Here is a 12,087-nt window from a genome sequence, read left to right as displayed (position 1 = left end):
AAATCTTGCAATGTACATGGTAGTGTACACGGCGTATGTACACTGTAGCTAGTTATATTTAGTTATGTTTAGGCAAGAAAAAAGGCTCAATCCCTTTGGAATCAAGCCTTTATCTTTTAAAACTTGGCATATTTTGCCATGTCTTGTTAGGTATATGGTGGAGGTGGCGGGAGTTGAACCCGCGTCCGCCAACACTACACTCGAGAATACTACATGCTTAGATATCGTCTATTATTTTAACACTCTAAGACCCGACGAACAGGGTTCAAAGTGCGATCCTCTAAGTTTGGTATAAAGTCCCGAGGCTCAACTTTATACGGACTTGTGTGCGTGCGCTTCAGTCGGGTTCACTGACCACAAGTATTCAGTGAAGCGGACAAGCTGCCCTTAGGCAGCTAGAGCGTAAGATTCGTCGTTTGCGACTATTTTAATGCAAATTTTATTTACGAGAGAAAATGCGCTCTCGGCATGCATCTATGAGCTTCATCATCAGCGTCGAAGCCAATAACACCCCCATATCACAGCGCTATCATAGCATAGTTGGCAAAAATTACGATGTATTTTCTGCACAATTAAACATTTCAATGCGCTTAGTTACATAATTGCGCTAATATTTTCTTTTTCAAGTCAAATACACAAGAATATGGGTTATTTACTAGCACTCGATCAAGGTACAACCTCTAGTCGCGCCATCATCTTTAATGAACACGGACAAGTTCAGGCTACGGCACAACGTGAAACCCAAATTCAGACTCCGCAATCAGGCTGGGTGGAGCAAGATGCCCAAGAAATTTGGTCAAATCAAATTGCAGTGGTGCAACAGGCATTGGCAACTGCAGGTATTTTGGCCAAAGACATTTGCGCAATTGGAGTAACCAATCAACGTGAAACCACAGTAGTGTGGGATAAACGCACAGGCAAACCTCTAGCGCCTGCAATAATTTGGCAAGATCGTCGTGCGGCGGATTGGTGTCATCACTTGATTCAAAATAACCAGATGCAATTGATTCAACAAAAAACGGGTCTGCGTATCGATCCATATTTTAGTGCAGGCAAGCTGGTGTGGCTGCTGGAGCATGTCGGTGGATTAAAAGCATTAGCACAGCAGGGGCATGTGGCTTTTGGCACCATCGACAGTTGGCTAATTTGGAATTTGACCCAAGGTGCAGAGCATGTCATTGAAGCGAGTAATGCCTCAAGAACCATGTTGATGAATTTACATCGTCAAACTTGGGATGAAGAATTGCTGGAATTATTTCAAATTCCTGCATCCGTTCTACCCAAAATTATTGCATCCGATAGTTATATTGCAGATACGGCAACAGGTTTATTGGGCGCAAATATTCCCATTACAGGTATTTTGGGGGATCAGCAAGCGGCATTATTTGGGCAATCTTGTTTGGAGGTTGGCACAGCAAAAAACACCTACGGTACAGGCTGTTTTATGTTGTTCAATACAGGCAATCAGGTGCAGTTTAGTAAAAATAAATTACTCACCACTTTGGCGTGGCAATGTCAAAATCAAACCCATTTTGCCCTAGAGGGCAGTGTCTTTATGGCTGGGGCTGTGGTGCAATGGCTACGGGATGGTTTGGGGATTATTCAACAAAGCTGTGATGTTGAACAACTCGCCAATAGTGTAACTTCGAGCGAAGGGGTGGTGCTAGTTCCGGCTTTTACAGGACTTGGAGCGCCACATTGGGACAGTGAAGCGCGAGCGCTTTTATGTGGAATGTCACGTGGCACGAACAAGGCACATATTGCGCGTGCTGCCTTGGAATCTATTGCATTTCAAGTGTCGGATGTACTTTCTGCGATGCAATCCGATTTAGATCATCCACTGAAAGAACTGCGGGTCGATGGTGGGGCGAGTCAAAATGATATGTTGATGCAATTCCAAGCCGATATTTTAAATGTGCCTGTGTTACGTCCTAAAATGTTGGAATCAACTGCTTGGGGAGCAGCAGCCATGGCAGGTTTAAAGGCGGGTGTATTTTCTGACTTATCTGAAATTTCAGCATCTTGGCAGTTAGATCGGTTATTTGAACCTCAAATGAATGAAGCAGAGCGGGCTGAACATTTAGCGCGTTGGCAACAAGCCTTAAAACGCGCCAAGTCAGATTTATAATGAGCGCTATTTCTTAAATAGCGATAAGTTAAATAAATCTTAAACTACAAGCCTCATCAGCTGTGTTTATCAGGCTTGTAGTTATTTTTTCTTCGTTACAACAAGCGTGCATTGATCTTATAGATCACGCCTTACATTGCCTCACGTTGAGCTTCATCTTCTAAATAACTTTCTAAAGAATCATCTAGTGCATACAGCCATGGTGTGTGATGCGGCTTGCCCATTTTTCCTGTCATCACTGAGCGATAAACTTTATCTCTAAAGCCCATAATATTTTCTTTTTTATGCTTTTTCCATTGCATGAAAATATCGTGTACTGCATCAATATTGAAAGATGGATAGTCGGTCTGCGCAATCAGGCGTTTGATGTAATCACCTTGGAAACGCGCGGATTGTTCATCATTCATTAAGCGTTGTTCTTTTTCATGTAAGGCTTGGGTATGGCGTTGCATTTCGTCTGTGCTTGGTAACGCAATTTTGCCCAAAATCACATCACGGACAAACCATGCCTGCGCATCGAACATATTGAAAGTGTACCATTGATCTTGCATGCCTAAATAAAACAAACGAGGATTCTTTTCCCACACCACGCCCTGATATAAACCTAGAGGATAAAGACAGTTATGCGTTCTGAGCCGCAAGTTATCTTCAATAAATGGGAAGTGGTGTAAATAGCCAGTACATAAAATAATGGCATCAATTTTGGCCGATGTTCCATCGCCAAAATAAGCAGTATTTTCATCTACACGCAGTAATTGTGGTTTTTCAGACCAGTTTTTTGGCCATTTAAAGCCCATCGCTTTGCTGCGATAGCAACTGTAAATTTGTTTGGCGCCGTATTTATAGCATTGTGAGCCAATGTCTTCGGCAGAGTAACTGCTGCCCACCAACAATACTGTTTTACCTTTAAATTCCAGTGCATCACGGAAATCATGTGCATGTAGAATACGACCATGGAATTGATTAAAGCCTTCATAAACAGGTACCCGCGGGGTAGAAAAGTGCCCAGAGGCCACCACGACATAATCAAACTGTTCTGAATAATGACGTTGCTGTGCGTAATCTTCGACATCAACTGTGAATTTTTGCGTCGCATCATCATAATGAATATGTTGAACGGCAGTGTTAAAGCGGACTAAATCTTTCACCTGTGCTTTTTCTGCACGCCCTTGAATATAATCCCACAACACTGCGCGTGGCGGATAAGACGCGATGGGTTTTTTGAAGTGTTCATCAAAAGTATAATCGGCAAATTCTAGCGCTTCTTTAGGACCATTTGACCATAAATAACGGTACATACTGCCGTGGACAGGTTCACCATGTTCATCTATACCTGTGCGCCAAGTATAGTTCCAGAGTCCACCCCAATCATTTTGTTTTTCGAAACATACAATTTCAGGAACTTGTAGACCTTTGGCCTTTGCTGACTGAAACGCTCTTAATTGGGCCATGCCGCTTGGGCCAGCGCCAATAATTGCAATTCGATCCATTGCTATCTCCATTAGTTTTTGAGTTCTTAATTACTTCTCCAATTTTGAGTGACACAATTCAGGATTTTAAATATCCGCATTATTAAAATAAGCAAATACAATCCTAAATTTAGAGGTCAAGTAGACCCTGTCAAAATAGGATGTGAATTAAAAAAATAGAAAAAATAAAATACACAAAAGACAGTAAAAATTGCTTAAGCAACTCATCTTTATAAAAAAATGTATTTTACAAGAAGGATGATCTTATCATAATTTCTGATTAATTTTGACTTTTCTTAGTTGTAAAATTGAATTTGAAGCCATTCTGTTAATGTGGTTAATTTTACGTTTTAGTATATTTAATTGATTCTTAAGTAATTTTCCCTATGGTCTCTAAATAGAATTTGGTTAGATTTTTTTAAAAATTTGTTTGAATTGAAGTGCTTTAAGCACGCTGAGAAACTTTTTTGTGAGCTTTTTAGAATGATGAGAGGCAATGATGAAAGATAACAGCAATAAGAAAGCAGAGTAGATGATTGTGATTCGAAGTTCATTGAGTGAGCGGGAAAGGAGCGAAAGCAAGACATAAAACATTGAATGAACTAGGCGCATCCAATGTTTCTAATATAGAACGGAGCTATTAAGGTATTAAAGTTTACGCCAAACTTTGTTTTCATCTTCTAAAGCGATAGTAAAGTTAAATTCGTCATCTACGGTCACTAAGTAAGAATTAGGATTAACCAATAGAACTTTTAAAATTGTACCTTGCTCAAATTCAATTGGTGCGCAGTTTTCTTTACGTAGAACAATAGGTTCAAGTAGCTCAATAGCAATGTTTTCTGTTGGAGATTCCATACCGCACCCTAAATGAGTTATTTTTAATCAACTGTATTATATAGTAAATTGATGAATAATCTACACAAAATCGTAAATTTGTGTCGGGTTTAAACATTTGGTATTTAAATGGTTGGTCAAAAAAACGCAATAAATATCTCCAATACTGCATAATTTGACACTTTAAAAATATAGAGAAAAATTGCAATTTCATTTAATTTTTTAGATGAATGGCAAATGAACAGCGCAGTAAAATATAGCCGATTGATGAAATTTACAGTTTTCAGTATAAAAATAAAATTATTGCTGAAAAAACAGCGTATAAAGTATAAAAGTTAAAGTATCCATCCACGCTTTTTTAAGTGGTGAAGGCACTGGGTTTTACATTCCAATTTAAAAAATAAAGGCTTTTTGTCTGCATGTTTAAGTCATTTTTTCCAAATCCAAAGTGGTTTTTTATTTCATTGCTTTTTTGGTTCGCGATCAATCTAGCTTTGTGGTATTCAGGCGGTAGCGCATGGGGCAGTTGGATTGGTTTCCCGCAAGGCTATGCCGAAGCAACATTACCCATCGATGTCAGCCGTTTTTGGTCACCTGCATTTTTATGGTTTTACCTGTGGTTTTTTGTGGCAACGACGCTGTTTGCCATTTTCTGGAAACTTAAAGCAAATCACCCATGGCAGCGCTGGTCGGTATGGGGATCGGCATTCATCCTGTTTAATATTTGGTTTGGGGTACAAGTCAATGTTGTGGTGAATGCTTGGTACAACCCATTTTATGACCTGATTCAAAAAATGCTCAGTAGCGGCGGTGGAGATGTCAATGAACTCTATGCAGGTGTGCTGACCTTTTTATACATTGCCATGGTGGCAGTGACCTTAATGGTTTTGAATTTATTTTTTGTCAGTCACTATGTTTTTCGTTGGCGTACGGCAATGAATAATTATTACACCGCACATTGGGAAAAACTGAGACACATTGAAGGGGCTTCACAGCGTATTCAAGAAGATACCATGCGCTTTGCAAAAACCATGGAAACTTTAGGGGTAAATTTAGTCGAAGCCCTAATGACTTTGTTGGCATTTTTACCTGTGCTGTTTAGTTTGTCTGTGCATGTCAAAGCCCTGCCTATAGTGGGGGAAATTCCGTATGCCTTAGTTTGGGCTGCAGTGGGTTGGGCAGTATTTGGTACAGTGGTGTTAATTGTGGTGGGTGCGAAGTTACCAGGTCTGGAATTTAATAACCAAAAAGTTGAGGCGGCTTATCGTAAAGAATTGGTTTATGGTGAAGATCACGCTGAACGTGCCGATCCGCTGAGTTTAAAAGAACTGTTTAGCAAAGTACGTTTGAACTATTTCCGTTTATATTTCCACTATGCCTATTTTAACTTGGTACGTATTTGGTACATGCAATTGGACAATATATACGGTTTATTTGTGTTGTTCCCAAGTATTGCCGCCGGGGCTATTACATTGGGTTTGATGATGCAAATTGCCAACGTATTTGGCAAAGTTCGTGAATCTTTTCAGTATCTGATTGCATCTTGGCCAACCATTATTGAACTCTTGTCTATCTATAAGCGTTTAAAAGCATTTGAATCGACACTGGATCAATAGTTGTGGTGGCGACATCCATGATTTGTTGTGGATGTCACGTTCACATGTTCAGAGCCATGATTGCTAAATATAAATTGATCTCAACAGTTGTATAAAAATAATATGAGTGTTAGTTTTCAAAATCATAAAAAACTGTGATGAACTGGATTTTTTATAAAAATATCAAACTCGATTCAAATAAAGCGATGATTATTTAATTATAAAATCAAGGTGTTAGATTTGTTATTTTCCGCCAATTCATATATTTTCATTCCTATAAAAACAATTGAGATTTGAAACGTGACCTGGAAAAAAATACTTTTAATGGGGGGGATGGGCAGCCTATTATTTGGTTGTGCAACAGTCGATCAATATAGCCCAAATTCGGTGAAGCATTTTGCATCTCCACAAGAACTGATTGTTCAAAAACAATTAAATCAGCCGAGTGGTGCCGCTAAAGAATATGTCTATTATTGGGGGCCACAGCGCAAAGATCAGCCTGCTGAATCTATGATTCCACGTAAATATATGGGCAGCTATTGTCAGTCACAAAATGGACGCCTCACGCTTGCCTATAAAAGCTCAATGAGTTTAGTCAAAAATGCATGGTCTAAAAAATTACTCAATACTTATCGAGATGTAAAACAGGGGATTGGGGCATACCGTTGTGTAGGTAATCAGGGTGATAGCTGGATTGTATCTATTGAGCCTGTGGCAGAGCGCCAGTTGGAACAGCGTGGTGAAGTGCGAGTGGTGAGTTTGGTCACTAAAATAATGTCTGAAGATGAAGCGCGACGTTTTTACCGAGCGACTTCTGAATCCGCAAAGGCAGGACCTAAAGCAACTCCAAGTAATCCCAAAACAATAAATAAAACCAAAGTTGCTGAAGTGAAAGAAAAACCTGAAGAGAAAAAAGAGCCAGTGGCTGTAGCAGTAAAAACAGCTCCACCACGTGTGGTTGAAACACCGCAACAGCAACAGACACGTTTATATGTCGCGGCACGTCGCGATTTAAACAGCGGGCGTAATCAAAATAATGCCTGTAATAATGCACAACGTGCTTATAATTATGGCAAGTTGCAAGGTGCAGAGGGTACACGTATTTATACAGAATCTGGCATGTTGGTGGCTCGTTGTTTAACGGGTGTTTCGAGTTATCGGAGTCGTTTCCCAAATTCCGATGCGCAGGCAAGACGTATTTTGCAGAATTTAGCCAATAATTATAATCATGCAGGGGCTAAGAATATGTTAAGAGGCATGAAGTGAGGGTAACTCTCACTTGCAAAGCCAACTTTTAATTTTAAATTTTTAATTTTATGTAAATTTGTTTATGTCCACTATCAAAAATACGTTCGTCATAGTCAAAAATATTTGTATGACTTTTAATCAAATCAACAACTTTTTTAAAGCCATAGTTTCTGGGATCAAAGTCATTTTGTAAAAGTTTCCATTGCGATGTGAATGAAGAAGCAGGAATCCATTCAGTATCATGATTGTCAAAAATTTGTTTAATAATATGTAGTGGTAGTTTCTGCGCTGAAGTGGTGTTGTTTAAGACTTCAGTTTTACTAGAGGGTTGAGGATGCTGTTCTTTCTTCGTTTCAATCAAAGGGAGTTCTTTAATTTGAGGTTCTTCATATCCACTTAGGTTCTCGACATAGGTGAAGTGAGAACAAGCATTTCGGAAGGCTTCGGGCGTTTGTTTCTTGCCAAATCCATAAACGGTGGCCCCTTGCTCTTTAATGCGTATTGCTAAGGCTGTAAAGTCACTGTCACTTGATACAAGGCAGAAGCCATCAAAACGGTCTGTATAAAGTAAATCCATTGCATCAATAATCATAAAACCATCGGTTGCATTTTTACCTGTTGTATAAGCAAATTGCTGCATAGGTTTAATCGCTAAATTATTAATAGCTTGCTTCCAACTACCATTTTGACTGACAAAGTTACCATAAATACGTTTTACCGTTGCCTCACCGTATTGAGTGATCTCATTTAAAATATTTTCAATATCTTTTGCAGAAGCATTATCTGCATCAATTAATACTGCTAATTTTGCTGTTTTTTCTTCTGAAACATTAAAGATCGTTTTTAAAACCATTATTTTCTCTAAAAATAAAACCCTACACAAGGTAGGGTCTTTATCTCATAAAAACAAAGAATTAGTCAATTAATCAACCAATCATATTCTTCATCAATTTATTCACCTGTGTAGGGGAATCCGACAAACTTAATCTTTGGCTTTCCATGAGTACTTTATAGGGTTACTAGCCCCTTTTTTTCTGAACTTTTCAGGAATTCTTTTGCCTAAATACTTGGTCTGAAATTCTGGAGGTGCATTTTTCCCAGTGAACCCATATCTTTTTGAGCGTGTTTCGTGATTATAGACATCCTCACCCAACAGCATAAAGTTCGGGAAGTTTTCTTGTGTGGCTTCTAACCATTGTTCAGCCACAAATACGCCTTTGATCACACCTTGTACCGTGGCTAAAATTATTTTTGCTTTATTGGCTTCTGAAGGAGTAAGTTTCCATGCAAATCTAACTGCATCATATACGCCACGTTCTAAAGCAGTTCTATTAATTGAAATCAATATAGCATCATCTGTAATTTCTACGGTTTCAGTTTGATATGCTGTAACAATTTCATGAATATTAGCTACTCCATATTCATTACTACCTTTGCCATTCATAATATTTGTTAGACCTGAATAAGCATCAATTAATGAAGCCTCAACAACTTCAGCCATATTTTTGCTTTCTAAAGCATGGCGATGAATAATATGGATAACATCTAAACCCGATAATTGAATATCTCTGATTTGTTTCATTTTTAAACTAAGAAGATCTTCTTCTGCATCTTTATCAGTCAGTAGCCCATTTACATGATCAAATATACGATTATTAAGTCCACGACCGATGTAAAAGGTCGAACCATCTCTTGGATCGACTAATCGATAAACATACCATTTAAGATTTTCACAGACTTCTGGACTGAACTTTTCTATTTTCATTTTATTAACCGTAAAAAAACCCTACATAATGTAGGGTCTTTATCTCATAAAAACAAAGAATTAGTCAATTAATCAACCAATCAATTTCTTCATCAACTCATTTACTTGTGCAGGGTTCGCTTTACCTTTCGCAGCTTTCATTACCTGACCAACAAGACCGTTAAAGGCTTTCTCTTTACCAGATCTATACTCTTCAACCATCTTCTCGTTCGCAGCAAGCACGTCTTTAATGATTGCTTCAATCGCACCTGTATCAGTTTCCTGCTTTAAGCCTTTTTCAGCAATGATTTCGTCCGCAGATTTGCCTTCTTCCCACATAAAGCCGAATACTTGCTTCGCGATCTTACCGTTAATTGTGTTGTCCACAATACGCGCGATCATACCGCCAAGTTTTTCCGCAGATACAGGAGAATCAGCAAGGTCTAGGCCAGCTTTGTTTAGAGCACCTGAGAATTCGCCCATTACCCAGTTTGCAGATACTTTACCTTGTGCCGCACCACCAGCCGCAGCAACTACAGCTTCGTAAAATTCTGACATTTCACGAGTCAATGTAAGTACGTGCGCATCGTACTCAGTTACACCAAAGTCCGCCACGAAACGTGCACGACGTGCAGCAGGAAGCTCAGGCATAGTTGCTTTAATGGCTTCAATTTGCGCATCAGGAATAATCACAGGCAACAAGTCTGGATCAGGGAAGTAGCGGTAATCGTTGGCTTCTTCCTTAGAACGCATTGAACGCGTTTCCATCTTCACAGGGTCGAACAAACGTGTTTCTTGGTCAATCGTGCCATCCCATTCCAAAATTTCCATTTGACGTTCAATTTCAACATTGATCGCTTGTTCAATGAAACGGAATGAGTTCAAGTTTTTAAGCTCACAACGTGTACCGAATGGCTGACCCGGACGACGTAACGACACGTTACAGTCCGCACGGAATGAGCCTTCTGCCATGTTGCCGTCAGAAATACCCAACCAACGTACCAAAGTGTGAATTGCTTTAATATAAGCAACCGCTTCTTCAACTGAACGCATATCTGGTTCAGATACGATTTCAAGCAAAGGCGTGCCTGCACGGTTGAGGTCAATGCCTGACATGCCTTCAAATTGATCGTGAATTGACTTGCCAGCATCTTCTTCAAGGTGTGCACGAGTTACGCCAATGCGTTTCACCGTGCCATCTTCAAGTTGAATGTCGATATGACCCAAGCCCACAATCGGGTTATCCATCTGGCTAATTTGGTAGCCTTTAGGCGAGTCAGGGTAGAAGTAGTTTTTGCGCGCAAACACAGAAGCTTGGTCAATGTAAGCATCAATGCCCAAACCAAAACGGATTGCCAAATCCACCACTTCTTTATTCAATACAGGCAAGACGCCCGGCATAGCTAAATCAACAAGGCTGGCTTGCGTATTTGGGTCTTGACCAAACTCGGTGGATGAACCTGAGAAAATTTTAGAATGGGTTGCAAGCTGAGTGTGAATCTCAATACCAATCACGACTTCCCAACCATCAATCAGGTTTGATTTTGGTTTAGCAGTATTCTTCGCCATTACGCGTTCTCCTCAGCAATTGCAGCGCGTTGAGTATGCCAATCGGTCGCTTGTTGATACTGATGTACCACAGATAGCAGTTGTGATTCAGACCAGTAATTGCCAATTAATTGTAAACCCACAGGCAAGTGATCTTGGTCAAAACCAACAGGCGCACTAATTGCTGGTAAGCCCGCTAAGTTCACTGCGATGGTGTAAATATCACCCAAATACATTTCAACAGGGTCTAAAGACGCGCCAATTTTGTAGGCAGTTGTTGGTGCAGTTGGTGCTGCAATTACATCTACCTGTTCAAAAGCTTTTAAGAAGTCTTGCTGAATTAAACGACGCACTTTTTGCGCTTTCACATAGTAAGCGTCGTAATAACCCGCAGAAAGAGCATAAGTACCAATCAAGATACGACGTTGCACTTCTGCACCAAAACCTTCAGAACGTGAGCGTTTGTAAAGGTCTAAAATATCTTGAGGATTTTCTGCGCGGTAGCCATAACGCACACCATCATAACGAGAAAGGTTAGACGAAGCTTCTGCAGGGGCAATCAGATAGTAAGTTGGCACGTAGCTTTCAGTCATGTTGAGATCAATCTCAACCAATACTGCGCCCAATTCTTCTAATTTTTTTAGTGATTCTTCAACACGTGCTTTCACCGCAGCATCTAAACCAGCCACATTGAAGTATTGTTTCGGAATACCAATGCGTAAGCCTTTGAGCGTTGTTGCATTCAGGTTCGCCACATAATCTTCAACCGCTTTATCCATAGAGGTTGAGTCTTTGGCGTCATGACCTGCCATTACATTCATTAAATATGCGCAGTCTTCTGCAGAGCGTGCCATTGGACCTGCCTGATCTAAAGATGATGCATAAGCGATGATGCCGTAACGTGAAACACGTCCGTAAGTTGGTTTGAGACCAGTCAAACCACAGAAAGACGCAGGCTGACGGATTGAACCACCTGTATCTGTACCTGTAGCAAATGGTGCAAGGTCAGCCGCCACGACAGCAGCAGAACCACCTGACGAACCACCCGGTACATGGTCAAGTGCCCATGGGTTTTTGGTCGCGCCATAGAACGAACTTTCAGAGGTTGAACCCATTGCGAATTCGTCCATGTTCACTTTACCCAAAGTGACCAAACCTGCATTTTTACCTTGTGCCACCACAGTTGCGTCATAAGGCGAGATAAAATTGTCCAGCATTTTTGAACCCGCAGAGGTTTTAATGCCTTGAGTACAAAAAATATCTTTATGCGCAACAGGAATACCTGTTAAAGCTGTCGCTTGACCTGCCTGACGCAACGCGTCGGCTGCATCTGCCTGAGCAAGTGCAACCTCATTGGTTACGGTGACATAAGAGCGTACTTGCGGATCAATTTTGGCAATACGTTTTAAATAATGTTCTGTTAGTTCGCGAGAGGAGAATTTGGCTGCTGCTAAACCCTCAGAGATTTCACGAATCGATAAGCGATGTAAATCTGTCATGAGAAAAATTCTTTTACCTTTT

At 40.2% G+C, this 12,087-nt stretch carries 9 protein-coding genes and 1 other RNA gene; 3 read left to right on the top strand and 7 right to left on the bottom strand.

Features of this window, described 5'->3' with window-relative positions; all coding sequences use genetic code 11:
- Positions 1-155: 155 nt before the first annotated feature.
- Positions 156-515, bottom strand: a transfer-messenger RNA (tmRNA) gene (gene ssrA / locus L6C30_RS05265).
- A gap of 128 nt (positions 516-643) precedes the next feature.
- On the opposite strand from ssrA, the gene glpK reads away from it, so the two are divergent.
- Positions 644-2,128 (top strand): glycerol kinase GlpK, encoded by a 1,485-nt coding sequence (gene glpK, locus L6C30_RS05260; protein ID WP_230245230.1) that lies wholly within the window; start codon positions 644-646, stop codon positions 2,126-2,128.
- 131 nt (positions 2,129-2,259) lie between these two features.
- Here glpK and L6C30_RS05255 read toward each other — a convergent pair whose 3' ends face one another.
- Positions 2,260-3,618 (bottom strand): NAD(P)-binding domain-containing protein, encoded by a 1,359-nt coding sequence (locus L6C30_RS05255; RefSeq protein ID WP_236162506.1) that lies wholly within the window; start codon positions 3,616-3,618, stop codon positions 2,260-2,262.
- 627 nt (positions 3,619-4,245) lie between these two features.
- Positions 4,246-4,452: a hypothetical protein gene (locus L6C30_RS05250; RefSeq protein WP_019838358.1), complete on the bottom strand. Its 207-nt coding sequence runs from the start codon at positions 4,450-4,452 to the stop codon at positions 4,246-4,248.
- A 398-nt stretch (positions 4,453-4,850) separates the two neighbouring features.
- Here L6C30_RS05250 and sbmA point away from each other — a divergent pair, with 398 nt between their 5' ends.
- Together sbmA and L6C30_RS05240 are read left to right on the top strand one after the other, a co-directional pair.
- Positions 4,851-6,047 carry a peptide antibiotic transporter SbmA gene (gene sbmA / locus L6C30_RS05245; protein WP_070155555.1) on the top strand — a complete coding sequence of 399 codons (1,197 nt, stop codon included), beginning with the start codon at positions 4,851-4,853 and terminating at the stop codon, positions 6,045-6,047.
- 279 nt (positions 6,048-6,326) lie between these two features.
- Positions 6,327-7,292: a hypothetical protein gene (locus L6C30_RS05240; protein WP_236162507.1), complete on the top strand. Its 966-nt coding sequence runs from the start codon at positions 6,327-6,329 to the stop codon at positions 7,290-7,292.
- 34 nt (positions 7,293-7,326) lie between these two features.
- Here the strand turns inward: L6C30_RS05240 and L6C30_RS05235 are convergent, their stop codons facing one another.
- From L6C30_RS05235 to gatA, 4 genes are all read right to left on the bottom strand, one after another.
- On the bottom strand, positions 7,327-8,127 hold the full coding sequence (locus L6C30_RS05235; RefSeq protein ID WP_019838361.1) for an NYN domain-containing protein: 801 nt from the start codon (positions 8,125-8,127) through the stop codon (positions 7,327-7,329).
- Positions 8,128-8,256: 129 nt separating this feature from the next.
- The gene (locus L6C30_RS05230) at positions 8,257-9,039 is read right to left on the bottom strand and encodes a hypothetical protein (RefSeq protein WP_236162508.1); all 783 of its coding nucleotides are present in this window, start codon (positions 9,037-9,039) and stop codon (positions 8,257-8,259) included.
- A gap of 72 nt (positions 9,040-9,111) precedes the next feature.
- On the bottom strand, positions 9,112-10,587 hold the full coding sequence (gatB, locus tag L6C30_RS05225; RefSeq protein ID WP_236162509.1) for an Asp-tRNA(Asn)/Glu-tRNA(Gln) amidotransferase subunit GatB: 1,476 nt from the start codon (positions 10,585-10,587) through the stop codon (positions 9,112-9,114).
- Positions 10,587-12,065 (bottom strand): Asp-tRNA(Asn)/Glu-tRNA(Gln) amidotransferase subunit GatA, encoded by a 1,479-nt coding sequence (gene gatA / locus L6C30_RS05220; protein WP_004975402.1) that lies wholly within the window; start codon positions 12,063-12,065, stop codon positions 10,587-10,589. The genes gatB and gatA overlap by 1 nt, the downstream gene beginning before the upstream one ends.
- Positions 12,066-12,087: the final 22 nt, after the last annotated feature.

Origin of the sequence: Acinetobacter sp. KAM396 (genome assembly GCF_021602765.1) — a bacterium.
Taxonomy (GTDB): Bacteria; Pseudomonadota; Gammaproteobacteria; order Pseudomonadales; family Moraxellaceae; genus Acinetobacter; species Acinetobacter towneri_A.
This window is presented reverse-complemented; position numbering and strand designations above follow the sequence as displayed.

Coding starts and splice junctions, on each gene's coding strand:
- L6C30_RS05250 (WP_019838358.1), bottom strand. CDS start 4,452: ATGGAATCTCCAACAGAAAACATTGCTATTGAGCTACTTGAACCTATT.
- glpK (WP_230245230.1), top strand. CDS start 644: ATGGGTTATTTACTAGCACTCGATCAAGGTACAACCTCTAGTCGCGCC.
- L6C30_RS05230 (WP_236162508.1), bottom strand. CDS start 9,039: ATGAAAATAGAAAAGTTCAGTCCAGAAGTCTGTGAAAATCTTAAATGG.
- gatA (WP_004975402.1), bottom strand. CDS start 12,065: ATGACAGATTTACATCGCTTATCGATTCGTGAAATCTCTGAGGGTTTA.
- L6C30_RS05235 (WP_019838361.1), bottom strand. CDS start 8,127: ATGGTTTTAAAAACGATCTTTAATGTTTCAGAAGAAAAAACAGCAAAA.
- gatB (WP_236162509.1), bottom strand. CDS start 10,587: ATGGCGAAGAATACTGCTAAACCAAAATCAAACCTGATTGATGGTTGG.
- L6C30_RS05255 (WP_236162506.1), bottom strand. CDS start 3,618: ATGGATCGAATTGCAATTATTGGCGCTGGCCCAAGCGGCATGGCCCAA.
- sbmA (WP_070155555.1), top strand. CDS start 4,851: ATGTTTAAGTCATTTTTTCCAAATCCAAAGTGGTTTTTTATTTCATTG.